The organism is Nonomuraea sp. NPDC003709 (genome assembly GCF_040610775.1).
Lineage (GTDB): Bacteria > Actinomycetota > Actinomycetes > Streptosporangiales > Streptosporangiaceae > Nonomuraea > Nonomuraea angiospora_A.
On the sequence record NZ_JBEXMW010000001.1, the window covers coordinates 171,383 to 194,935 of the forward strand.

Annotated in this window: 21 protein-coding genes; 9 read left to right on the plus strand and 12 right to left on the minus strand. The window is 70.3% G+C overall.

From position 1 onward, the window contains the following. Nucleotides 1–3 precede the first annotated feature (3 nt). The 5 genes from ABZX61_RS00900 to ABZX61_RS00920 are packed head-to-tail and all read right to left on the minus strand — an operon-like array spanning nucleotide 4 to nucleotide 4,858. Nucleotides 4–1,632: a thiamine pyrophosphate-dependent enzyme gene (locus tag ABZX61_RS00900; RefSeq protein ID WP_355190419.1), complete on the minus strand. Its 1,629-nt coding sequence runs from the start codon at nucleotides 1,630–1,632 to the stop codon at nucleotides 4–6. Beyond that, the gene (locus tag ABZX61_RS00905) at nucleotides 1,629–2,399 is read right to left on the minus strand and encodes an ABC transporter ATP-binding protein (protein WP_355190421.1); all 771 of its coding nucleotides are present in this window, start codon (nucleotides 2,397–2,399) and stop codon (nucleotides 1,629–1,631) included. The genes ABZX61_RS00900 and ABZX61_RS00905 overlap by 4 nt, the downstream gene beginning before the upstream one ends. Beyond that, entirely contained in the window at nucleotides 2,392–3,144 is a 753-nt protein-coding gene (locus ABZX61_RS00910; RefSeq protein WP_355190422.1) for an ABC transporter permease, read from the minus strand. Before ABZX61_RS00910 ends, ABZX61_RS00905 begins: the two co-directional genes overlap by 8 nt. Further along, nucleotides 3,141–3,920 carry an ABC transporter permease gene (locus ABZX61_RS00915; RefSeq protein ID WP_355190424.1) on the minus strand — a complete coding sequence of 260 codons (780 nt, stop codon included), beginning with the start codon at nucleotides 3,918–3,920 and terminating at the stop codon, nucleotides 3,141–3,143. Before ABZX61_RS00915 ends, ABZX61_RS00910 begins: the two co-directional genes overlap by 4 nt. After that, the gene (locus tag ABZX61_RS00920; protein ID WP_355190426.1) at nucleotides 3,917–4,858 is read right to left on the minus strand and encodes an ABC transporter substrate-binding protein; all 942 of its coding nucleotides are present in this window, start codon (nucleotides 4,856–4,858) and stop codon (nucleotides 3,917–3,919) included. The genes ABZX61_RS00915 and ABZX61_RS00920 overlap by 4 nt, the downstream gene beginning before the upstream one ends. 101 nt (nucleotides 4,859–4,959) lie before the next feature. Here ABZX61_RS00920 and ABZX61_RS00925 point away from each other — a divergent pair, with 101 nt between their 5' ends. Continuing rightward, nucleotides 4,960–5,730 carry an IclR family transcriptional regulator gene (locus ABZX61_RS00925; RefSeq protein WP_355190428.1) on the plus strand — a complete coding sequence of 257 codons (771 nt, stop codon included), beginning with the start codon at nucleotides 4,960–4,962 and terminating at the stop codon, nucleotides 5,728–5,730. 135 nt (nucleotides 5,731–5,865) lie between these two features. Here ABZX61_RS00925 and ABZX61_RS00930 read toward each other — a convergent pair whose 3' ends face one another. Together ABZX61_RS00930 and ABZX61_RS00935 are read right to left on the minus strand one after the other, a co-directional pair. Then, nucleotides 5,866–6,738, minus strand: a complete 873-nt coding sequence (locus tag ABZX61_RS00930) for a MurR/RpiR family transcriptional regulator (protein WP_350731228.1) — start codon at nucleotides 6,736–6,738, stop codon at nucleotides 5,866–5,868. After that, nucleotides 6,723–8,159 carry a glycoside hydrolase family 3 protein gene (locus ABZX61_RS00935; protein ID WP_355190432.1) on the minus strand — a complete coding sequence of 479 codons (1,437 nt, stop codon included), beginning with the start codon at nucleotides 8,157–8,159 and terminating at the stop codon, nucleotides 6,723–6,725. Before ABZX61_RS00935 ends, ABZX61_RS00930 begins: the two co-directional genes overlap by 16 nt. 151 nt (nucleotides 8,160–8,310) lie before the next feature. Between ABZX61_RS00935 and ABZX61_RS00940 the strand changes: the two genes are divergently transcribed. Continuing rightward, nucleotides 8,311–9,774, plus strand: a complete 1,464-nt coding sequence (locus tag ABZX61_RS00940) for a family 10 glycosylhydrolase (protein WP_355190434.1) — start codon at nucleotides 8,311–8,313, stop codon at nucleotides 9,772–9,774. Nucleotides 9,775–9,926: 152 nt separating this feature from the next. Here ABZX61_RS00940 and ABZX61_RS00945 read toward each other — a convergent pair whose 3' ends face one another. Beyond that, nucleotides 9,927–10,574 carry an FHA domain-containing protein gene (locus ABZX61_RS00945; protein WP_192790024.1) on the minus strand — a complete coding sequence of 216 codons (648 nt, stop codon included), beginning with the start codon at nucleotides 10,572–10,574 and terminating at the stop codon, nucleotides 9,927–9,929. A gap of 237 nt (nucleotides 10,575–10,811) precedes the next feature. Here ABZX61_RS00945 and ABZX61_RS00950 point away from each other — a divergent pair, with 237 nt between their 5' ends. The 4 genes from ABZX61_RS00950 (at nucleotide 10,812) to ABZX61_RS00965 (ending at nucleotide 14,749) form a co-directional block, all read left to right on the plus strand. Then, nucleotides 10,812–11,933 carry a citrate/2-methylcitrate synthase gene (locus tag ABZX61_RS00950; RefSeq protein WP_355190436.1) on the plus strand — a complete coding sequence of 374 codons (1,122 nt, stop codon included), beginning with the start codon at nucleotides 10,812–10,814 and terminating at the stop codon, nucleotides 11,931–11,933. A gap of 70 nt (nucleotides 11,934–12,003) precedes the next feature. Then, nucleotides 12,004–12,300, plus strand: a complete 297-nt coding sequence (locus ABZX61_RS00955; protein ID WP_350731236.1) for a DUF3017 domain-containing protein — start codon at nucleotides 12,004–12,006, stop codon at nucleotides 12,298–12,300. Nucleotides 12,301–12,356: 56 nt separating this feature from the next. Further along, the gene (locus tag ABZX61_RS00960; protein ID WP_355190438.1) at nucleotides 12,357–13,574 is read left to right on the plus strand and encodes an NADP-dependent isocitrate dehydrogenase; all 1,218 of its coding nucleotides are present in this window, start codon (nucleotides 12,357–12,359) and stop codon (nucleotides 13,572–13,574) included. 170 nt (nucleotides 13,575–13,744) lie between these two features. Beyond that, nucleotides 13,745–14,749: a polysaccharide deacetylase family protein gene (locus tag ABZX61_RS00965; RefSeq protein WP_355190440.1), complete on the plus strand. Its 1,005-nt coding sequence runs from the start codon at nucleotides 13,745–13,747 to the stop codon at nucleotides 14,747–14,749. Here the strand turns inward: ABZX61_RS00965 and ABZX61_RS00970 are convergent. After that, on the minus strand, nucleotides 14,743–15,810 hold the full coding sequence (locus ABZX61_RS00970; protein ID WP_355190442.1) for a hypothetical protein: 1,068 nt from the start codon (nucleotides 15,808–15,810) through the stop codon (nucleotides 14,743–14,745). The genes ABZX61_RS00965 and ABZX61_RS00970 overlap by 7 nt on opposite strands. After that, entirely contained in the window at nucleotides 15,807–17,207 is a 1,401-nt protein-coding gene (locus ABZX61_RS00975; RefSeq protein WP_355190444.1) for a hypothetical protein, read from the minus strand. The genes ABZX61_RS00970 and ABZX61_RS00975 overlap by 4 nt, the downstream gene beginning before the upstream one ends. A 300-nt stretch (nucleotides 17,208–17,507) precedes the next feature. Between ABZX61_RS00975 and ABZX61_RS00980 the strand changes: the two genes are divergently transcribed. Next, the gene (locus ABZX61_RS00980) at nucleotides 17,508–18,038 is read left to right on the plus strand and encodes a hypothetical protein (RefSeq protein WP_355190446.1); all 531 of its coding nucleotides are present in this window, start codon (nucleotides 17,508–17,510) and stop codon (nucleotides 18,036–18,038) included. Here ABZX61_RS00980 and ABZX61_RS00985 read toward each other — a convergent pair. Further along, nucleotides 18,025–19,152, minus strand: a complete 1,128-nt coding sequence (locus tag ABZX61_RS00985) for a saccharopine dehydrogenase NADP-binding domain-containing protein (protein WP_355191443.1) — start codon at nucleotides 19,150–19,152, stop codon at nucleotides 18,025–18,027. The genes ABZX61_RS00980 and ABZX61_RS00985 overlap by 14 nt on opposite strands. 144 nt (nucleotides 19,153–19,296) lie before the next feature. On the opposite strand from ABZX61_RS00985, the gene ABZX61_RS00990 reads away from it, so the two are divergent. Both ABZX61_RS00990 and ABZX61_RS00995 read left to right on the plus strand, forming a co-directional pair. Then, complete coding sequence (locus ABZX61_RS00990; RefSeq protein WP_355190448.1) at nucleotides 19,297–21,270, plus strand: serine/threonine-protein kinase; 1,974 nt, start codon at nucleotides 19,297–19,299, stop codon at nucleotides 21,268–21,270. A 53-nt stretch (nucleotides 21,271–21,323) separates the two neighbouring features. Then, nucleotides 21,324–22,310 carry a malate dehydrogenase gene (locus ABZX61_RS00995; RefSeq protein ID WP_350731250.1) on the plus strand — a complete coding sequence of 329 codons (987 nt, stop codon included), beginning with the start codon at nucleotides 21,324–21,326 and terminating at the stop codon, nucleotides 22,308–22,310. A gap of 210 nt (nucleotides 22,311–22,520) precedes the next feature. Here ABZX61_RS00995 and galE read toward each other — a convergent pair whose 3' ends face one another. After that, a complete protein-coding gene (gene galE / locus ABZX61_RS01000) occupies nucleotides 22,521–23,471 on the minus strand; it encodes a UDP-glucose 4-epimerase GalE (protein WP_355190450.1) in 951 nt (316 codons plus the stop codon). Nucleotides 23,472–23,553 lie beyond the last annotated feature (82 nt).

A 23,553-nucleotide genomic window follows, 5' to 3' on the forward strand; every position in this document is an offset into this window, starting at 1 on the left:
CTCCTAAGGCTGGAAGTCCGGATCCACGGTCACGGTCACGTCGAGCAGCAGGGGCTCCTCGCGGGCCGCGAGCGACGGCAGCACCTCGTCGAGGGCCGCCGTCAGCTCGTCGTACGAGTCCACCCGCCTGGCGGGGCAGCCCAAAGACCTGGCCAGGCCGCCCATGTCCACCTCGGTGAACGGCGGCCACGGCGCCTTGCCGCCCTGCTTGTCGGCCAGCCGGTCCATGACCGCGTACCGGCCGTTGGAGAGCACGACGAACAGCGCGCCCGCCCGGTAGTGCGTGGCGCTCCAGAGCGCGTGCACGCCGTAGAGGGCCGACCCGTCGCCCACGACGGCGACCACGGGCCGGTCGGGGAGCGCCATTCGCAGGCCCACCGCGGCGGGCACGGCGAACCCCAGCCCGCCCATGGCCGCCGACAGGAAGCCGAGCGGGGTCCTGGCGGGCACGAGCCGGTGCAGGTCGGGGCGGGACGAGGGGGTCTCCTCGACGAGCACGGTGTCGGCGGGCAGCCGCAGCGCCAGCTCGCGCAGCACGTGCGCCGCCCGCAACGGCCGCCCTGCGGCGGGCAGTTCGGGAACGTCCGCCATGGGAGCCCGTCCCGCTGACGGCGGTTCGGGGATGTCCGGCGCGGGAGCCCGTCCCGCGGCCGGTGACGATGAGGGGAGGAGAGCGGCCAGCCGGGCGCAGACGGCCGACGGCGAGGCGAGGTAGGCCAGGTCGGCCGGGCTGCGATGTGCCTCGGCCGGGTCGTCCGTGATCACCGCGACCGACGTCCCCGCCGCCACCAGGGGACCGGGCACGTACGGGTACTGCCGGAAGACGGGAGCCCCCACCGCGAGCACCACGTCGTGCCCCGCCAGCGCCTCCCGCAGCCGAACCCGGTCGGCGGGCAGCACCCCCGCGTACTGCGGATGGTCCTGCGGGAACCCGGCCCGCCCCCCGAACGACTCCTGGAACACGGGACACCCGAGCCGCTCGGCCAGCGCGACCAGCGCGTCCCACCCGGCCCCCGCGCCCGCGACCATCGCCGGCGACCGGGCCCCCGACAGCAGCTCCACCAGCGGCGCGAGGTCATCGTCCCGGATGCCGGCGGGCCGCACCATCCGCGCGGGCGCCGCCACCGTCTCGCCCGAGAAGGGCGCCTCCCAGTCGTCCATCGGCACCACGACCAGCGCGGGCCCGCGGAAGGTCGTCGCCTCGTGAAAGGCCCGGGCCACCGCCCCGGGCACGTCCTGCGCGCGCACCGGCTGGTCCACCCGCACCGGATAGTCCCCGGCCAGCCCGCTCAGGTGCCCGGTCAGGAACGGCTCCAGCGCCAGATGCCGCCGGTCCTGCTGCCCGACCAGGATCACCAGCGGCACCCGGTTCACCCGGGCGGTGGCGATGGCCCCCACCGCGTTCCCCAGCCCGGCCGTGGTGTGCAGCACGGCCAGCGCGGGCGCCTCGTGCCCGATCGCCCACCCCGTGGCCATCCCCACCACGGACCCCTCGTGGAGCGCGAGCACGAAACGCAGGTCGTCCGGGAGCCCGGTCAGCAGGGTCACCTCGGTGGAGCCGGGGTTGCCGAAGATCGTGGTCAGGCCGTACCGCCTGAGCACGTCGAACGTGGCGTCCCGGACGGTCGTCATCGCCGGTCCCTGGCCCGCTGGATCTGCCGGTAGACGTGCCCGCGCAACTCGCCGAACCGGGGCAGCGAGCGGGTCGTCAGCTGGTCGCGTTCGGGCGGCAGATCCACCTTCAGGTCCTCCAGGATCACGGTCGGCGACGAGGACAGCACGATGACGCGTTGCCCCAGGTAGACGGCCTCGTCGATGTCGTGGGTGACGAACAGCGTGGTCACCTCCAGCTCCCGCCACAGCCGCAGGATCAGGTCCTCCAGGTCCGCCCGGGTCTGGGCGTCCACGGCGGCGAACGGCTCGTCCATCAGCAGCACCTGCGGCTGGTACGCCACCGCCCTGGCGATGGCCACCCGCTGCTGCATGCCGCCGGAGAGCTGCCACGGATGGGCGTCGGCGGCGTCGCCGAGACCGACCGCGTTCAAGGAGCCGTGGACCAGCTCGTGCCGCTGCCCGGCGGGCACCTTCTTCTCCTTCAGCGGCAGCTCGACGTTCTCGCGCACGGTCATCCAGGGGAAGAGGCTGCGCCCGTACTCCTGGAACACCACGGCCATCCGCGGCGGCGGCCCGGTCACGGGCACGTCGTCCACCCGCACTTCGCCCCCGCTGACCGGCAGCAGCCCGGCGACGCACCTCAGCAGCGTGGTCTTGCCGCACCCCGACGGCCCCACCACGCACACCAGCTCGCCGGCGCCGACGCCGAACGTGATCGAGCGGATCGCCTCGACGGTGCGGCCGGGGCTCTCGTAGACCTTGCGCAACGAGGAGATCTCAAGCACGGGCGGCTCCACTGCCGTAGTACCAGGCCAGGACCCGCCGCTCCACGCGGCGGAAGAGGACGGACAGGGTCAGGCCGATCAGCCCGAGCAGCAGGATCCCGCTCCACATCTCGGCGATCTGGAACTGCCGCTGGAACACCAGGATCGTGAACCCCAGCCCGCTGGAGCTGGCGAACATCTCGCTGATGACCATGAGGATGATCCCGATGGACAGCGCCTGCCGGAGCCCGGTCATGATCTGCGGGCTGGCGCCGCGCAGCACGAACCGCCGCAATCTGGCGGTTCCGCGTACGCCGTACATACGGCAGGTGTCGGCGAGCACCTCGTCCAGCGCCCGTACGCCCTCCACGGTGTTCAGGAGAATGGGCCACAGGCAGCCCGAGACGATGACCAGCACCTTCATGGGGGTGTCGATCCCGGCCAGCAACATGATCAGCGGCACCAGCACCGGCGGCGGGATGGCCCTGAAGAACTCCAGCACCGGTTCGAGCGTGGCACGCAGCCGCGGCGACAGCCCGATCGGCACGCCGAGGCCCACGCCCAGCAGCCCCGCCACCGCGTAGCCCGCCAGCAGCCGCCCCACGCTCGGCAGCACGTCCTCGACCACCCGCTCGGAGAACCAGGTCTCCGCGAACGCCTGCCCGACCAGGCCGGGGCTCGGCAGGTAGAACGAGCTCCCGCTGACCGCCCACCAGACCAGCACCAGCGCCACCGGCAGGGAGAGCAGCCTGACGACCCGCATCATGCGGCCACCTCCGACCGGACGCTCGGATGCCACGCCAGCACCCGGCGCTCCAGGAGCCGCACGGCAGCGTTCACCCCGATGCCGACCAGCCCGGCCAGCACGATCAGCGCGTACACGGTCGGCACGGCCCCGCTGCTCTGCGCCACCTGGATCTCGGCGCCCAGCCCGGGGCTGCCGATCACGAGCTCGGCCGTCACCGCCAGGATGAAGGCCACCGCCGCCGCCAGCCTGAGCCCGGTCATGACGTACGGCAGCGCCGTCGGCCACACCAGGTGCCTGACCCTGGACCAGGCCGACAGCCCGTACGACCGGGCGGTGTCGAAGGCCACGGAGTCCACGGCCGCGACGCCGTACAGGACCTGGATGAGCACCTGCCAGAACGACGCGTACACCACGAGCAGGAGCGTCGAGCCCAGCGACGGCCCGAACAGCAGCGTCGCCAGCGGCACCAGCGCGACCGACGGGATCGGGCGCAGGAACTCGACGGTGGAGTTCGTCATCGCGCGCAGGCCCGGCACGATCCCGATGACCACCCCGGCCGCCACCGCCGCGCAGAACGCCAGCGCCAGCCCCAGCACCCAGCCGAGCATGGTCTCGCCGAGCGCGATCCACAGCCCGGGCGTGGCCAGCTCGGCGGCGAGCGTGCCCAGGATGCGCGAGGCGGGCGGCAGGAACCGCTCGTCGACCAGGCCCAGCCGCGGTACGGCCTCCGCGAGCACCAGCAGCCCGCCGAGGCCGGCGAGCCCATGTCCGAGCCTGCTGAGCGAGCCGGTCACGGCACCAGCGCCGAGACGTCGACCTTCTGCTTGAGCACCCCGTCGGCCAGCGCCAGGTCGGCCACGGTCTGCACGGAGGCCTTGTTGACCTCGACGGGCCACTTCGGCAGGTTGATCTTCGCGATCACCTCGGGCGCGATCTTGGTGTACGTCTTCAGCACCTCTCTGACCTCGTCCGGATGCGCGTCCGCGTACTCCAGCGACTTGCGCATCGCCGCCGTGAACCGCCTGGTCAGGTCGGCGTCGGTCCTGCCCATGGTGAAGTACATGGCGACGGTGAGGTTGGGGGCGGCGTCGGCGAAGTTCCAGGCCACGGGGCGCGCTCCCTGGCTGACGGCCTGGCTGACGAACGGCTCGACCACCCAGATCGCGTCCACCCGGCCGCTCTGCAGCGCGGCGGGCGCGTCCGGGAAGGGCAGCTCCACGAACTCGATGCCGGTGGGGTCGCCTCCCGCGTTGCGCACGGAGGCGCGTACGGTCGTGTCGCCGATGTTCTTGAGCTGGTTGACGGAGATCTTCTTGCCCGCCAGGTCCTTGGCCGTCCTGATCGGGCTGTCCTGCTTGACCAGCACCGCGCTGAAGTCCTTGCCCTGCTGACCGGTGGAGGAGACGCCGTTGGCGACCACCTTGACGTCTAGGCCCTGCTGCTTGGCGGTCAGCAGCGAGGTCGTGTTCGCGAACGCGAACTGGAACTGCCCGCTCACCGCCCCCGAGACCGCGGCCGCGCCGCCCTGGACCGGGGTGATGGTGAGATCGATGTTCTGCTCGGTGAAGAAGCCCTTGGCCTTGCCGAGGTGGATCGGAGCGGTGTCGACGATCGCGATCACTCCGGCGTTGACCTTGTCTGCCTGTTTGGCCTGACCGGGGGAGGTCGAGGGCTGGGTGCCGCCGCAGGCGGCCGTGAACAAGGCGGCGAGGAGGATGAGAGCGCGACGCACGGCTGCTCCTATTTGTTCGCGATGCGCACATGTATTCTCTGACCGAACAATCCCGTATCGCGGAACCTACGCTCTTGCCAGCTCATGTCAAGGGGATCACGATGGTTGATCATGTGCAGTCGCTGGCCCGGGGGCTCGCGGTGATCCGGGCGTTCAGCGCCACCGACCCTGAGCTGACGCTCAGCCAGGTGGCCCGCGCGACCGGCCTCAGCAGGGCCGCGGCCAGGCGATTCCTGCTCACGCTCGAGGACCTGGGGTACGTGCGCAGCGACGGGCGGCTGTTCTCGCTCACGCCCCGGGTGCTGGAGCTGGGGTACGCGTACCTGTCGAGCCTGTCGCTGCCCGAGGTCGCCGACCCGCACCTGGAACGCCTGGCGGCCGAGGTGCACGAGTCGGCCTCGGTGGCGGTGCTGGACGGGGAGGACGTCGTCTACGTGGCGCGGGTGGCGACGGCGCGGATCATGCGGGTGACGATCAGCATCGGGACCCGGTTTCCCGCGTACTGCACGTCGATGGGGCGGGTCCTGCTGGCCGCCCTCCCGCCGGACGAGCTGGACGCGTACCTGGAGGGGGCCTCGTTGCGCCGCCTCACCTCGCACACGATCGTGCTGCCGGCCGCGTTGCGGGCCGAGTTGGGCAAGGTGCGCGGGCGGGGATGGGCGATGGTGGACCAGGAGCTGGAGGAGGGGCTGCGCTCGATCGCCGCGCCGATCCGCGACCGTTCGGGGCGGACGGTGGCCGCCGTGAACGTCTCGACCCACGCCAGCCGTACGACCCTGCAGGCGGCCCGCCGCGACCTTTTGCCGCCGCTGCTGGCCACGGCCGCCAAGATCGAGGCCGACCTGGCCGCCCTGTCGGTCGCCCGCGCCTGACCCCCGCCCGCGACGTCGGCGGTCGCTTCGGCCACCCCCTCGACGGGATCCCTCCCAAGGGACGGCAACCGACGTCGGAGCCCCCTTTCCCCAAAGGACGGCAACCGACGTCGGGGTCGCGTCGGGGCCGGTGGGTCAGCGGTTGCGGTAGCGGTCCGTGGCGTCCCGGGTGGCCCGGATGGCCGCGTCGGCCGTGTCGTACGTCCGCTGCGCCAGCCCCACGAAGATGCAGTCCACGATCAACAACTGGCTGATCCGACTGGCCAGCGCCCCAGGCCGGAACGCCGTCTCCCGCCCCGCCGACACCAGCGTGTGATCGGCCAGCTCCGCCAGCGACGACCGGGGGTTGTTGGTGATGCCCACGACCAGCGCCCCGGTGTCGGCCGCGGTGCGGGCAGGCACCAGCACGTCGGGCGTCTCCCCGCTGCAGCTGATCGCCACCACCACGTCGCCCTCCTTGAGCAGCGCCGCGCTGGTCAGAGCCAGGTGCGCATCGCTGAACGGATGGCTGGACAGCCCGATCCGCAGCAGCTTCTGCGACATGTCCGCCGCCACCAGCCCCGAGGCCCCCACCCCGTACACGTCCACCCGCCGCGCCACCGAGATGGCCTTCACCACGTCGCCCAGCTGGTCGGGGTCGAGCTGCGCGGCGGTGTCGGCCAGCGCCTCCGACTCGGCGCGGGCGACCTTGGCGATCACGTCGGTCAGCGGGTCGTCGGGCCCGAGGTCGCCGGGCACCAGCCGCTCCGGCTCCTTGGCCACGGCTGCCGCCAGGGCGAAGCGCATCTGCGAGTATCCCGCGAACCCGAGGGCCCGGGCCGTGCGCACGATGGTGGCCTCGCTCGTTCCGGAGACCGCGCTGAACTCGGTGATGGTGCTGCGCACCACCAGCCCGGGGTCGTCCAGGATGATGCGGGCGATGGACTGCGCCGCCGGGGTGAGCGAGGGCAGCACGGCGCGTACGGTGGCGACCGGGTTCGCGGGTTCGGCGGTCACTGGGTCAGCCATTCTGCCGCCGCCTGTGCGGACACGCGGGAGATGCCGTGGGTGGCCAGGTGGACGGCCCCGCCGGGCGGCGCCGGCACGCCGGTGTCCACCACGATCACGTCGGGCCGCACCGCCAGCGCCTTGGCCACCGTCGAACGCACCCAGTCATACCGGGCGGCGTCGTGCACCACCAGCACGATCGGCCGCCCGTCGGCCGCCAGGTCAGGCAGGTCGCCCATGGGTTCGAGCTGCAGCCGGGCCGTGTTCGGCAGGAGGGAGGTGAGGGCCGCCGTGATGCCGGTCGGCGTCGAGGGGTCCACGGCCTTGCTGAAGCGGGTGTTGACCTCGACCACCAGCGGGGCGCGGTCGAGCCGGGCGGTGCCGGAGGTGGTCAGCGCCGCCCTGGCCGCCTCCAGGCCCACACCCTCGTCCACGTCGCCCCGGGCCTTGTCGCGCAGCGCCGCCTGCGCCCCGTACCACTGGGAGAGCGCGAGCACCCGCGCGGCCGCCTCCGCGAGCCGCTCCTCGGGCAGTTCGCCGGCGCGTACGGCGGCCACGATCGTGTCGCGCATCGCGTGCAGGCTCTCCTCGGTGGCCAGCCCCACGCAGATGGCGTCCACGCCCGCGCCCAGGGCCCGCACCGCGATCTCGCCCGGCGTGAACATGGCCGCCACCGCCTGCATCTCGATCGCGTCGGTGACGAGCATCCCGTCGAAGCCGAGCTCGCCCCTCAGGAGCTCGGTCATGGCGGTACGGCTCAGCGTCGCCGGCATCGACGGATCGAGAGCGGGGACGAGCAGGTGGCCCGACATGATCGAGCGCACCCCGGCGGCGATCGCGGCGCGGAACGGCGGCAGGTCGCGCGCGAAGAGCACCTCGCGTGAGGCGTGCACGGTGGGCAGCGCCAGGTGGGAGTCGGTGACGGTGTCACCGTGGCCGGGGAAGTGCTTGGCGCACGTGGCCACGCCCGCACCCTGGACGCCGTTCACGTACGCGACCGTGTGCCGGGAGACCAGGTCGGGAGTGGGGCCGAAGGAGCGGATGCCGATGACGGGGTTGGCCGGGTTGGAGTTCACGTCGGCGTCGGGCGCGTAGTCGAGCGTGATGTCCAGCTCGCCGAGCATCCGGCCGATCTGGCGGCCCACGCGCTCGGTGAGCGTCACGTCGTCCACCACGCCCAGGGCCCGGTTGCCGGGGAAGGAGCTGCCGGCCTGGACCTCCAGCCGGGTGACCGCGCCGCCCTCCTCGTCGATCGCGACGACGGTGTCCGGGTTCTCGGCTCGCAAATGCCGTACGAGCTGCGCATCTATGACGTTGCGGGCGAATAGGACAACACCGCCCAGACCCTCGCCCAGCGCGCGGCGCAGCCAGTCGGGAACCGAGGTCCCCTCGTACCCTGGGTGCAACACTGTCATCGCCAGTCTGGACAGGTCACCGCTCATCGGCACTTTCCTTCACGGTTGTTGATCTGAAGGTAATTTTCTGTCATCGTCGCCTTCGATACAACCACTTTCCGAGAGGCCACCCCCCATGCCGAGCAGACGGACTCTCTTGAAGGGCCTCGCCCTCGCTGCCGCCGCCACCGCCGTTCCGATGCCTGCCCTGGCGCAGGACTACGTGCCGCCGTTGCGTCAGATGCGCGGTATGTGGATCGCCTCGGTGGTCAACATCAACTGGCCGTCGAAGCCAGGGCTGACCGCCGACGAGCAGAAGGCCGAGTTCGTCGCCTGGCTGGACGTGGCCGTGCAGCGCAAGCTCAACTCGGTGTTCGTGCAGATCAGGCCGACCGCGGACGCGTTCTGGCCGTCACCGTTCGAGCCCTGGTCACAGTATCTGACCGGAACCCAAGGTCAGGACCCCGGCTATGATCCGCTCGGCTTCGCCGTGGAGGAGACGCACAAGCGCGGCCTGGCTTTCCACGCCTGGTTCAATCCGTACCGCGTCTCGATGCAGCCCGACCCCGCCAAGCTGCACCCCGACCACCCCGGGCGCAAGCACCCCGACTGGATCCTGCCGTTCGGCGGCAAGCTGTACTACAACCCGGGCCTGCCGGAGGTACGGAAGTTCTGCCAGGACGCGATGATGGACGCGATCACCCGCTACGACATCGACGGCCTGCACTTCGACGACTACTTCTACCCCACGAACACCACGGCTTTCGACGACAGCGCCACGTTCGCCAAGTACGGCGCCGGCTTCCCCGACCTGGCCACCTGGCGGCGCAACAACGTCGACCTGATGGTCCAGGAGATGCAGCAGCGCGTCCTGGCGGCCAAGCCGGAGATCGCGTGGGGGATCAGCCCGTCCGGCATCTGGCGCAACAAGGCCTCCGACCCGCTCGGCTCGGACACCAACGGCGGCCAGTCGTACGACAGCCTGCACGCCGACACCCGCGGCTGGGTCAAGAAGGGCTGGCTCGACTACATCGCGCCGCAGCTCTACTGGTACATGGGGCAGCCGCCGGCCGACTACTCCAAGCTCGTGCCCTGGTGGTCCGACGTGGCGAGCGGCACCAACACGCTGCTGTGGATCGGCCAGGCCGCCTACAAGGCGGGCGACCCGGCCCAGGCGGCCCAGTGGCAGGCCCCCGGCGAGCTGTCCGCCCACCTGACGCTCAACCGGGACCACCCCGAGATCAGCGGCGACATCTGGTACAACGCCAACGACGTCAAGGTCGACCGGATCGGCTCCATCACGACCGCCGTCAACGACCACTATCAGCGGCCCGCGCTGGCTCCCGTGCTGCCCCGGCTGGCCAACGGCGAGCCGCCGCACAGGCCGGTCCTGGCGTACGCGCTGCGCAAGTCCGGCGGGGTCGAGGTGCGCGCGGTGGCCACCGGCAGGGACGAGCCGTTCCAGTTCGCGATCTTCCGCTTCGGCCGGCATGCGTCCTCGCGCGACTTCGCCGACGCCCGCAACCTGGTCGCGGTCGTGCCCGGCGACCGGCAGGTCCGCTGGACGGACGCCGACGGGAAGCGCGGCGACCACTACTACGTGGTCGCGGTGGACCGGGCCAACCGGACCAGCAAGCCGAGCAACGGCTTCAGGGTGATCTGAGCGCATGCTTCGCCGATGAACGTCGCCGGCCGGTTTCCTGGCCGGCGACGTGCCCGTTTCCCGTGGGTCGCGGGCACGCTGACGCTCAGGTTCCGACGCTGCCGGAACCCCTCGCCGAAGCCCCGGTCGCGATCAGGCCCCAAGAACCGTCGTCAAGAAGCCCTTCGCCCAGCCGCCGACGGCTGCTCGGCGGGGGTGCCCGTCGACCGCTGTGGTGGCACCACGGGGGTCGGACGGACCAGACCGAGCGCGACGACCTCATTGGCCAGGCGCGTGCGCCGGTTGGTGCCCTCGGGGATCCTGAACTTCTGGTAGAGCCGCAGCAGATGCTGCTTGACCGCGGCCTCGGTCACGACCAGGTCGTCGGCGATCTCGCGCGCGGTCGCCGGGGCGACGAACGCCTCGTCCGACAGCGCCGGCCTGCAGAGCGAGGTCAGCACGTCGACCTCGCGCCTGGTCAGCTCGGGCGCCGCCGCCCTGCGCAGCTCGACCTCCGGAGTGAAGTCCTCTCGGGGGACTCCACCGATGCGACCCCGCGCCGCGCCGAAGGAGACCACGTCGCCGTCGTCAAGGACCCTCCGGGCGATCGGCCTGCCGTTCACCCGCGTGCCGTTCCTGGACAGCCCCAGGTCGACGACGTACAGGTAGGGTCCTCGTCTGACGAACTCGGCATGGAGTCGAGACACACTGGGATCGGTGAGCCGGATGTCGACCCCCCGGCCTCTCCCGACCGTCGTGATCTCGGGGCGCAACGGGACCACCTCGCCAGTGTCCTCGATGCGTATGAACGGCCCCTCCACTGGCGGTTCCTCCCCTTGTGAGGCAGCGTATGAACGGCACGCCTCCACCTGGGCACGGCAGTTCCTCCCCAGGTAGCCCGCCGTAACTATTACTACAGCTCCGGCTTACCCAAACGAGGGGATGCGGAATCGCCTTTGCCGAAAGGAGAATCCGGCGTGAAATTGGTCTGGACCTTTGAGGCCGGTTTTGCCTGCTCACGGGTAGACTTCGGACGAAGATAAGCGGAGGAAACACTCATGGCGGACAAGCCCACGAAAGGCCTGGCCGATGTCGTTGCCGCGTCCACAGCGCTGAGCGACATTGACGGAAAGGCCGGCCGGCTCTTCTACCGTGGATACGACATCCACGACCTGGCCGGTCGCGCGACGTTCGAGGAGACCGCACACCTGCTTCAGCGTGGCAAGCTGCCCAACCGGTCCGAGCTCGACGCGTACGTCGACGAGCTGGCGCAGGGCCGGGAGCTGGGCGCCCTGGCTTCCGCGAACATCGCCGAGATCGCCGAGAAGCAGAAACCGATGGAGGCGCTGCGCAGCCTGGTCTCGCTGGCCGGCGCCGACGACGCGGACAAGGACTCCATCTCCCCCGACGCCAACCTGCGCAAGGCGGCCCGGCTGACCGCGCAGCAACCGCTGCTGGTCGCCCGCTACCACGCCGCCCGCACCGGCGGGAGCGTTCCCGAGCCCGACCCGTCGCTCAGCATCGCCGCGAACTTCCTGCACGAGGTCACCGGCCGCGTCCCCGACCCCCGGGCGGTCGAGATCTTCGACGAGTGCCTGGTGCTGCACGCCGACCACACCATGAACGCCTCCACGTTCGCCGCCCGCGTCTGCGCCGCGACCCTCTCGGACATGCACTCCGCGATCGTCGCCGCCATCGGCACCCTCAAGGGCCCGCTGCACGGTGGGGCGAACGAGCAGGTCATGAAGCTGCTGGAGTCGATCCCTCCGGGCCAGGTGGCCCAGGTCGTACGTGACAAGCTGGCGGCCCACGAGAAGATCATGGGCTTCGGGCACCGCGTCTACAAGACCGAGGACCCGCGCGCGACCCATCTGCGCAAGATGTCCGCCGAGCTGGCCGAGGCCGGCGGCGACGACACCTACTACCGGATGTCCAAGGAGATGGAGGAGGTCGTCTTCGAGACGAAGGGCCTCTACCCCAACGTCGACTTCTACGCGGCTTCGGTCTACCACTATCTCGGGATCCCGACGGACCTCTTCACGCCGGTCTTCTCGATCAGCCGAATGTCTGGCTGGACTGCCCATGTCATAGAGCAGCACGCAGACAATAGGCTGATCCGGCCTGACAGTGAGTACATCGGTGAGACCGATCAGAAGTGGAAGCCACTCGACGAGCGATGAGCCTGGGCCGGAGAGAGCGAGGCACGATGCCAACGGAGGCCCGCAGCGAATGCGACCATGAGCAGGAACGTTGAGCCACGGGACCAAGCGTGAGAGCTGGGGGCCGTACCCGCTGATCCTGGCGGGTGCGGTCGTCGGCGTACTCGTGATCTTTTTCGTGAACCCGCGCTGGGGCGGGTTCGCGCTGGGCGCCGTCATCATGATCGCCGCCGCCCTCCGCTTCGCCGGTTACGGTGGGCAGCTGTCCATCCGCAGCAAGAAGGTTGACGTCATCACGCTGGCCGGGTTCGGGTTCGTGCTGGTCCTGACCTCGCTCCTGCTCTACAACAACGAGCTCAAAGCGTTGATACTGTCCCTTTTCGCCTGATGACCGGACGGTCCGATAGCCTCAACGCATCAAAACATTGAAGGGGAACCATTCGCATGCCCAAGATCAAGGTGGAGGGTCCTGTCGTCGAGCTTGACGGCGACGAGATGACCCGGATCATCTGGCAGTTCATCAAGGACCAGCTGATCCTTCCCTACCTCGACGTCGACCTGAAGTACTACGACCTCGGCATCCAGTACCGGGACGAGACGGACGACCAGGTCACCATCGACGCCGCGAACGCCATCAAGAAGTACGGCGTCGGTGTGAAATGCGCCACCATCACCCCGGACGAGGCGCGGGTCGAGGAGTTCGGTCTCAAGAAGATGTGGAAGTCCCCCAACGGGACCATCCGCAACATCCTCGGCGGCGTGATCTTCCGCGAGCCGATCATCATGTCGAACGTGCCGCGCCTCGTCCCCGGCTGGACCAAGCCGATCGTCGTCGGCCGTCACGCGTTCGGTGACCAGTACCGCGCCACCGACCTGAAGATCCCCGGCGAGGGCACGCTGACCCTGACGTACACGCCGAAGGACGGCTCCGAGCCGATCGAGCTCGACGTGTACGACTTCCCCGGCAGCGGCGTCGCGCTGGCGATGTACAACCTGGACGAGTCGATCCGCGACTTCGCCCGCGCCTCGATGCGCTACGGCCTGGCCCGCAACTACCCGGTCTACCTGTCGACGAAGAACACGATCCTCAAGGCGTACGACGGCCGCTTCAAGGACATCTTCGCCGAGGTCTACGAGAGCGAGTTCAAGGCCGACTTCGAGAAGGCCGGTCTCACGTACGAGCACCGCCTCATCGACGACATGGTCGCCGCGGCGATGAAGTGGGAGGGCGGCTACGTCTGGGCCGCGAAGAACTACGACGGCGACGTGCAGTCCGACACCGTGGCGCAGGGCTTCGGCTCCCTCGGCCTGATGACCTCGGTCCTGATGACCCCCGACGGCAGGACCGTCGAGGCCGAGGCCGCGCACGGCACCGTGACTCGCCACTACCGCGAGCACCAGAAGGGCAACCCCACCTCCACCAACCCCATCGCCTCGATCTTCGCGTGGACGCGCGGCCTGGCCCACCGGGGCAAGCTCGACAACACCCCCGCCGTGACCGACTTCGCCAACAAGCTGGAAGAGGTCTGCGTCGAGACCGTCGAGGGCGGCCAGATGACCAAGGACCTGGCGCTCCTGGTCGGCGGCGACGCCAAGTGGCTCACCACCCAGGACTTCCTGGGCGCACTGGACGAGAACCTCAAGAAGAAGATGGCAATTTGATCGTTTCAGCTTAAGGGGCCGCCCGCGGGCGGCCCTTTCGCTTGTCCGCTTCCCAGACCATCTCTTGACAGTGACGCGGCGTGGCGCAGTTGATCAGCTGGGTAAGAGCCACCTCGTAACAGTCGTGCGCGTCTCGGGGGGTTCGGATGCGACTGCGTATTTTCAGTGGAGTGGGGCTGTTGGCCGCCGCCGCCCTCCTGAGCGGCTGCGACTCGCAGCCCACCACCGTCAAGATGGCCGACACCAAGGTCGACGCCGCCGCCAAGCTCAAGGCGACCCAGGCTGCCAAGGCCAAGCGCGCCGCCGAGGTCAAGGCGAACGAGCTGGGGCAGATCCCGGTGCTGATGTTCCACCGGGTGATCGACAAACCGGGCTCGACGGACGACAGGACGCCGCAGCAGTTCCGCGCGGATCTGGAGCGGCTGGCCAGGGAGGGGTACGTGCCGATCACCGCCGCCGAGATGGTGGCCGGGAAGATCGACATTCCGGCGGGCAAGCACCCGGTGGTGCTGACCTTCGACGACTCGTCGCCGTCACAGCTGACGCTCAACGAGGTAGGCGTCCCCGCCCCGAACACCGCCGTCGCCATCCTCAAGGACGTGGCGGCCAAGAACCCGGGCTTCCCGGCGAAGGCCACCTTCTACGTGACCCGCGACATGTTCGGCAAGACCGTACGCGAGGAGCAGGCCCAGATGCTGGGCTGGCTCAAGGACAACGGCTTCGAGATCGGCAACCACACCCGCGACCACATCAACCTGCGCGGACGCTCGCACCAGGAGGTCGACGAGCAGATCAGCACGATCGCCCAGCAGATCGCCTCCCTCTCCGGCGTCCACCCCACCACGATCGCCCTGCCGTACGGCAACCAGCCGAGCAACAAGGAGTGGGCCATGCACGGCAAGGCCTACAACCACCTGGGCGCGTTCCTGGCCGGTTACACGCCCGCGCCGGCGCCGTTCAGCAAGGCGTTCGAACCGCCGGGGATCCCGCGGATCAAGGTCATGGAGAAGAAGGGCGACTGCAAGCAGTTCTGCTCGGAGGCGTGGCTGGACTGGCTCAAGAACAACCCGGACATGCGCTACACCTCGGACGGGGACGTGCGGACCGTGGCGTATCCGAAGTTCAAGAACCCGTACCTGCGCAAGACCTTCTCCAAGTGGGGGCTGCCCTACTGACGGACCTTCCCGAGGGCCACTCCCAGTTCGGCGGGCTGCAGGAAAAGGTCGGCCACGTCACTCATGCGTACGTCGAGTCGCCGCGCCGCCCCGGTGGCGAGGTCCACGACGTGGTAGCCCATCTCGGCACGAGGTCCGGAGGTCTGCACGACGACGGCGTCCTCGCCGTCCCAGCGCAGGACGCTCGTGGCCTGCCAGCCCGCCGGCAGCCCCGGCGCGACGGTCCGCGCCGGCCTGCCGGTTGACGTGTGGGTGAGCACGATGCCGTGCCCGACGAGGCCGTCCGGCGTGATCTCGCGGGCGAGTGTGGCCGTCGCGCGCCCGGACGGCGACGGCATGGCGCCCGCCGCCAGGTTGCCGGGCAGCGTGAAGCGTCCGACCACCTTGCCCTTGGGCGACCAGACGGTGAACGAGGCCGACGTGGTGTGCCCGGGCAGGCTGTTCGTGCGACGGGTCGTCTTGGTCATGAGCCCCGCGGACGTCCAGCCGACGACCTGCCCGACGGCGGGCAGGTGACGGACGGCGCCGGTGCCGAGGTCCACGATCATCGGGTTCTCCAGCACGGTCTCGTCGTCCTTGTCCAGGTGGTCGCGCTGGATGAGCAGGTGGCGGCCGTCGAGGGAGAACAGCGGAATCTGTGCGCCGAACATCTCGCTGACCGTGCCGCCCTTCTGTCGCACGGGGAGCGCCTTGACCGCTCCGGTGCGCAGGTCGGCCACGACGTACGTGTCGTCGCTCGTCCGCAGGTAGGCCGCATGTGTGCCGTCCGGGCTGAGGGAGAGCGAGTCCGCGGCGTCGGTGCCGGGCAGCCAGCCTCGCTCGCCGCCCCACGCGACAAGGACCCAGTGGCTGCACGGGGCCGAGCCGTTCTCGCAGGCCGGGCTGTACGCATACCGGATGGGGGAGGCGTACCTGCTGCGTTCTTCCGGGGCGGCGGTGACCGCGCGGGCCGGCTCGGGGCGGGCGAACTGGACCGGCGGTTGCTCGCCGGTCGGGCCGATCACCCACGCGGTGGCCACGGCCAGCGCTGCCGCGGCGAAGGCGTACCACCACCGGCTCACTGGATCCTCCCGAACACCGCGCCGTCGAGGTTCGCGGGCAGGTCCCGCACCGGGCTCGCCTCGCCGGTGCCCGGATCGACCAGCTGGAACTCCTTCTCGGCATCCGCATCGATCTTGATGAGGAGCCGCCCGTCCCGCGCCCAGGCGAGTGCCTTCGGCGTGCCGGCTTGCTCGGGCACCCTCAGCTTGGCGTGCCCGCGGATCTCGGCCGTGCGGGGATCCATGGTCAGCACCTCCTCCTCGGTGAGGACGACCAGCGCGCGGGCGTCGGGGGAGGCGATCACCTCGAGCGTCGGATCGAAGGGTGCCCGGGTCCGCACCGTGCCGTCGTACCCGATCGTGAGGAGTTCGGTGTCGGGGGAGCCCGCCGGCGCGCGGCGGCCGGTGGTCGCCATGACGCCGTCGGGGCCGAAGCCGAGCACGCGGCCGATGCCCGGCAGGCGGGTGCGGGCTCCGGTGCGGTTGTCGATCACTTCCGGGCCGACGCTCACGTACCGGCCGTCCTGGGACAGCACCACCTCGGGGAGGGGCCGGCCGGTCAGCGGCCCGGTCAGGTCGTGCCGCGCGCCCGACCCCGACAGGTCCTGCTGCACGAGGCGGCGAGTGGCGTCGTCCACGTAGACGAGGTGCAGGCCGTCGCCGCTGAGCACGAAGGGCTCGCCGGACAGCCGCGTGCTCGCCTGGCCCACCTCCTGCTGCTGCCCTTCGCGCCGCAGCGTCCACGTGCCGGACCCCGGATCCATCAGCGCGTACTGGAAGGGTCCGGCGAGGATCTCGGGAGCGGCGGCGTCCGGCGCCTGCTGCCACGCGGACCGGCCCATGGCCAGTCCCACGCCGGCCAGCGCCACACCCGCGGTGACCCAGAGCCAGGTCGTCCTCCTGCCCGAGGCGCCGGCCCGCCAGGCGTTCGAGGCCAGGACCAACGCCAGGATCGGCAGGCCGACGAGGGCCAGCACGCCTATGTCGTTGAACTGCTGTATGGGCAGGGCGATCACCGACGTCCAGAGGGCCACGGACGCGCCCACCCCGAGCAGCCAGCGGGCGGCATGGGACCTCGTGGCCAGTTCCCCGCCCACGAGGTCAGCCGGCCCCGGGAGCAGCGCCCGCCGGTGCAGGCCGCTGACCATGAACTGGACGCCGGCCACCACGGCGAGCGCGGCCGCGGCGCCGAGTCGACGGCCGACGGTGGTCTCCGCGGAGAGGGACCGTTCGACCGTGCTGAAGGCGACCCCGCAGGAGAAGGCGGCGCAGATCAACCAGGTCGCGGTGAGCTGCGGCGCGACGAGTCGTATTCCTGGCGCGCGCCGAATTGGGCCCCGTGGACGGCCGAATGCGATTTCACCGGTCATGACTCCCAGGAGCCAGCCGATCAGCACGAAGTAAGGAGCCAGAAACATTGAGCCGGATGTTGCGCTGAAAACCCCTGTGGCCAGTCCCGCGCTGGTGCCCATCCACCGGAATCGCCGCGTCACCTGTAGATATCGCAGAACGTGAGGACCATTGAACGCGGTGATGTCCACCATTTGGCGGTGTCCGAATCGGTCCGCCTCCAAGCGGTGCAGGGGTGAGTTGGCGGCCGCGGCGACCATCGGTATCACCAATAACAGGAAGACCAGAAAGCCGGTCAGCAACAAGAGTCGTCTTTCGCCACGCCCGGAAAAGTAGCAGAATACGGAATCGCCAAAAAGGGGGCTCGAGTGATTTCCGATGAAGTCTGGGTGCGCCTGGACCCGAGGACGGGCATGGTGCGCCGGTTCGCCTACGGACGCTGGGTCCTGGCCGCGATCGCGGTGCTCGTCGCCGGGGTCACCTGGATGAGCGGAGCGATCGTCCCCCGCCTGTCGCACGGTCTGGGTGGTGGCTCCGCCAGCGTGTCCCAGGATGAGGCCGGTCGGCGGCGCATCGAGGTGGAGATCGGCCTGGAGGTCGTCAATGAGGCCTGGCTGCCCACGACGGTCACGGCGGTGGGCGTGCGCTCGGCCGGTCTCGCGCTCCGATCGGTGACCCTCGACGGTAGCGGCGCGTTTCCCCGCTCGATCCCGCCCCGCACGCGGATGACGCTGGCCCTCGTCCTCGGTGTCACCGACTGCCGGGCCGCCCTGTCGGAGGACGTCCCCCTCGTGGTGGAGGTGGAGCAGTGGTGGGGCCGCACCACCGCCGAGGCGCAGTCCGAGGAACCCTGGCACACCCTCTCGGTCGAGTCCGCCTGCCGCCTCAACGCTTCCTGACGAAGGAGATCTCCGCCGCGCGCAGGCGGTCGATGAGCGGCCGGCCCATGGCCGAGGCCGTCGTGAGCTGGCCGACGCGGTCCGGGAGGTCGTCGAAGGCGAGGCAGAGGGCCGACTCCGCGAACATCCTGGCCGTCGCGCCGTAGCCCGGGTCCCCGCCCGCGACCTCCGTGACCACGCGCTCGCCCCCGCCCTCGCCCAGGAACGTGACCTTGAACCAGTTCCGGGCGCGGCGCTCGGCCGACGGGCCCTCGCCGGGCTTCAGCCGGTCCTGGATCCAGCCGCGTACGGGCGGGATCTGGGCGAGTGCGGCGAAGGCGCCGGCGGCCGTCACGGTGGCCAGGGCCTGGGGGAGGGTGCGGACGGCATAGTGCTGGCGGTAGGTGAAGTCGGGGCCGTAGCGGTCGAGGAGGCGGGCCGAGTAGCCGACCACGAACGGGTCGAGGCTCGGCATCGGGAGCGCCCAGCCGCCCACGTAGCGGACGCCGCCGGGCAGCGAGCTCACCCTGCGGCCGCTGGGCCGGGGCTCGGCGGAGCGGCGCTGCGTGCCCTGCTGGACCGTCTGGCGGGCGCGGCCGAGGATGGACATCATCGTGGCCAGGGTGCCGCCCGACGGGGCCATCCTCGCCCGCAGGAAGCCGCTCACCCTGAGCGGGACGCCCTCGGGGAGGTGGGTGACGGTGTGGAGCACGCCCAGGTCGTACGGGATGGAGTCGAAGCCGCAGGCGTGCACGAGCTTGGCGCCGCTCCTGGCCGCCCGGTCGTGGTAGCGCACGTAGACCAGGTCCACGAACTCGGGCTCGCCCGTCAGGTCCAGGTAATGGGTGCCGGCGTCGGCGCACGCGGCCACCAGCGGCTCTCCGTACGCCACATAAGGGCCGACCGTCGTGGCCAGGACGCGCGTCTGACGGGCGAGCGCGGCCACCGAGGCGGGGTCCGTGGCGTCGGCGAGCAGGATCGGTACGCCGAGCCCCAGCCGCTCCAGCTTGGCGTGGTCGCGCCCGGCCAGCGCCCACCGCGTGCCGGGTCCGGCGGCCTGCGCGAGGTAGGCGGCCGTGAGCGCGCCGGTGAAGCCGCTCGCTCCGAAAAGTACGATGTCGTAGGGGCGCTCCATGATCCAGAGCCTCCCCTCGACGGCCCGCGCGCGCAACTCCACGCCGGTAAAACCGTGACGTCACGAACGCTTAACGGATCCCTGAGGAGTTGCTGAACGTCGTAAAGTTTGCGTCGTTGGGGTTAGCACACGTGGGGATGACGAATGCCGCAAATCTCGCCGCTGGTCGCCGGCGATCCCACACAGCTGGGGTCCTTCCGGCTGTCCGGACGGATCGGGGAAGGCGGTCAGGGCATCGTTTACCTGGGCGTCAACGACAACGGGGAGCAGGCGGCCATCAAGCTGCTGCACGTCAAGTTCACCGGCGACACGATCGCCAGGTCGCGCTTCGCCAGGGAGCTGAAGGCGGCCAAGCGGGTGGCGTCGTTCTGCACGGCCAGGGTGATGGAGGCCGATCTCGACGGCAACACGCCGTACATCGCCAGCGAGTACATCGACGGCCGGGCGCTCAGGGACATCATCGAGACCGACGGGCCGCTCACCGGCACGGTGCTCGACCGGCTGGCCATCGGCACGGCGACCGCGCTCACCGCGATCCACCACGCCTCGATCGTCCACCGGGACTTCAAGCCCGACAACGTGCTGATCGCCGCCGACGGACCGCGCGTGGTGGACTTCGGCATCGCCCGGATCATCGACTCCACCGGCACGATCACCAGCAGGGCCATCGGCACCCCCGCCTACATGGCGCCCGAGCAGATCGCGGGCGACGACGTCGGGCCCTACACGGACGTGTTCTCCTGGGGCGCCACCATCGCGTTCGCGGCCACGGGGACGCCCGCGTTCGAGGGCAAGTCCATCGCCGTGGTGCTCAACCGGATCCTCAACCACGAGGTCGACGTCGGCATAATGCCGGAGCCGCTGCGCGGCGTGGTGAGCTCCGCGCTGTCCAAGTCCCCGGCCGACCGGCCGTCCGCCGACCAGATCCTGCTGCGGCTGCTCGGGCAGCCGTCCACGGTGGGGGCGTCCACGGCGGTGCTCACCCGGGGCGTGCAGGTGGCCAGCGACGACACGACGCCGTTCAACAGGGTGTCGGCGGGGTCGATCACGGACCTGCCCCGGCCGCAACCCGCGACTGCCCCGTCCGCGACTGCCCCGTCCGCGACGGCACCGCCTCCCGCCACGACGGTGCCTCCCGCCACGGCGCCGCCCACGGCTGCGTCAGCCGCGACGGTGCCGCCGGAGGGGGGCGGGCTGCCGTACCCGGTGACCGAGCCCTCCCTCCCAGGGCGGTCGCGCCGCGCGAGGGTGTGGATCGCGGTGGGCACCGCCGTCGTCCTGCTCGCCGCCGCCGCCATCGCGCTCGCGATGAACGGCGGCTGGCCGCTCGCGTTCCGCGAGGGGCCCGAGCCCACGGAGACGGTCGAGCAGAAGCCTCCCTCGACCGCGTTCGCCACCGTGGTCGACAAAGTGGCGCAGACCGGGAAGATCGTGATCGGCGTCAAGGGCGACCTGCCCGGCGTCGCGCTGCAGGACGGCGACGACTTCCAGGGCTTCGACGTCGAGGTCGCCAAGCGCATCGCCGCCGAATTAGGAGCGAAGGACACCGCGCTCGTCAAGGTCAGCAGGGGCGACCGGGCCGACGCGCTGGCCGAAGGCAGCGTCGACCTGGTCGTGGCCACCTACTCCGTCGACCGGTCCGAGACCCAGTTCGCGGGGCCGTACTACGTGGCGCACCACGACGTCCTCGTCCGCGCGGGCAGCGGCATCGACTCCGTGGACGACCTGGAGGGCAAGAAGCTCTGCGCGCCCGACAGCCCGTCCGTCGGCGAGGTGCAGCAGAAGGTGAAGGTCGAACCGGTCTCGGCCGGCGACTACGCCGTCTGCATGCAGTTCCTCCGCGACGGCAAGGTGGACGCGATCCCCGGCGACGACCTGATCCTGGCCGGGTTCGCCGCCCGCGAGAACATGCGCTACAAGATCGTCGGCGCCAAGCTCAACAACGAGCGGTACGCCGTCGGCATCAAGAACGGCGACGTGAAGACCTGCAAGGCGGTGAAGGCGGTCATCGCCGACCTCTATCACACGGGCTTCATGAAGCAGCTTCTGAGCAAGTACTTCGCCAAGGTCGAATTCGATCCGGAGCTGAAGGTGCCCGCGATGGAAACCTGCGGATGACGAGCAGGTAGCATCCCAAAGTCAACGAATATCCTGCGAGTGAGGGGAAGGCCATGGCGTCGTCAGCCAACGGGCCCGTCAAGGTAACCGTCACCGGAGCCGCCGGTCAGATCGGTTACGCACTGCTGTTCCGCATCGCGTCGGGGCAGCTGCTCGGCGCCGACGTCCCGGTCAAGCTCAGCCTGCTGGAGATCCCGCAGGCGGTGAAGGCCGCCGAGGGCACCGCCATGGAGCTCGACGACTGCGCGTTCCCGCTGCTGTCCGGCATCGAGATCACCGATGACCCCAACGTCGCCTTCGCCGGGGCCAACGTCGCGCTGCTGGTCGGCGCCATGCCGCGCAAGGCCGGCATGGAGCGCGGCGACCTGCTCGGCGCCAACGGCGGCATCTTCGGCCCCCAGGGCAAGGCGATCAACGACCACGCCGCCGACGACATCAAGGTCCTGGTCGTGGGCAACCCGGCCAACACCAACGCGCTCATCGCCCAGCAGAACGCGCCCGACGTGCCCGCCGACCGCTTCACCGCGATGACCCGGCTCGACCACAACCGCGCGCTGTCCCAGCTGGCCGCCAAGCTCCAGGTGCCGGTCACCGAGATCAAGAAGATGACGATCTGGGGCAACCACTCCGCGACGCAGTACCCCGACCTGTTCCACGCCGAGGTGGGCGGCAAGATCGCGGCCGAGCAGGTCGACGGCGAGTGGCTGCGCGAGACGTTCATCCCGACGGTGGCCAAGCGCGGCGCCGCCATCATCGAGGCCCGCGGCGCCTCCTCGGCCGCCTCGGCCGCCAACGCGGCGATCGACCACGTCTACGACTGGGTCAACGGCACCGAGTGGACCTCCGCGGCCGTCGTCTCCGACGGCTCCTACGGCGTGCCCGAGGGGCTCATCTCGTCGTTCCCCGTGCGTGCGGCGAACGGCAAGTTCGAGATCATCCAGGGGCTCGAGATCGACGCGTTCTCCCGCGACCGGATCGACGCCAGCGTGCGCGAGCTGGTGGAGGAGCGCGACGCGGTCAAGGAGCTCGGCCTCATCTGACGACCGGCCCGGCCCCCCGCGCGAGGCGGGGGGCTTCAGGGCGGACAGGACACGGGCTGCACGGCGGGGACGGCCGGCGGGGTGGCGAAGATCACGCCCGCGGCGGCCAGGAGACTACCCGTCACGATGAGGACACCGAAGAGCAGCTTCGTGACCCTTGGTGAAAAGTTCCTCACATTTCGGTATCACAGCACATTTTGCGGTGCGGCATCACGCATTTGCGGAAAGCGCGTCCCACGCGTCAGAAACGATGTCACGCAGCGCGGGTCGTTCGGCCTTCCAGCCGAGCTCCCGCTGGATCCTGGCGGACGAGGCGACCAGCACGGCGGGATCGCCGGGGCGCCGGTCCGCGACCACGGCCGGGATCTCGTGCCCGGTGACCTCGCGGCAGACCGAGATCACCTCCTGCACGCTGAAGCCGGTGCCGCTGCCCAGGTTGTAGATCTTGTGCTTGCCCGGCGTGATGGCGTCCAGCGCCAGCAGATGCGCCCGCGACAGGTCCGACACGTGAACGTAGTCGCGCACGCAGGTGCCGTCGGGCGTCGGGTAGTCGGTGCCGAAGACGCTCACGGACTCGCGTTCGCCGGTCGCGACCTTCAGGACGTTCGGGATGAGGTGGGTCTCGATCGTGTGCCGCTCGCGGTAGCGGCCGTAGGCGCCGGCCACGTTGAAGTACCGCAGGCTCACCGCTCCCAGCCCGCGGATCGCCGCGAACGCGCTCAGCGCGGTGTCGACGGCCAGCTTGGAGGCGCCGTAGGGGTTGGTCGGGCGCGTGGGGTCGTCCTCCTCGATGGGGGAGCGCTCGGGCTCCCCGTACGTGGCCGCGGTCGAGGAGAACACGATCCTGCTCACCCCCTTGTCCCGCATGGCGTCGAGCAGGGCCAGCGTGCCGCCGAGGTTGTGCGCCCAGTAGAGGCCCGGCTTCTCCACCGACTCGCCCACCAGTGACTTGGCCGCGAAGTGCAGCACCGCGTCCATGCCGTCGAGCACGTCATGTGCCTCGGTGATGCTTTTTTGGACAAATCGGGCACCTTCCGGCACCGCGTCCTGATGCCCGGTTGACAGGTCGTCGAGTACGGTCACCTCGTGCCCTGCCTCGATGAGCTGCGCCGCCACGACACTGCCGACGTATCCGGCACCCCCGGTGACCAATAGCCTCATGTGTACTCCTGTTCAAATATGTTGGATTTTGTACGGCTCGCCGCCCAGCATACGCGCGAAGGCCGCCGAGTACGCTGCCAAC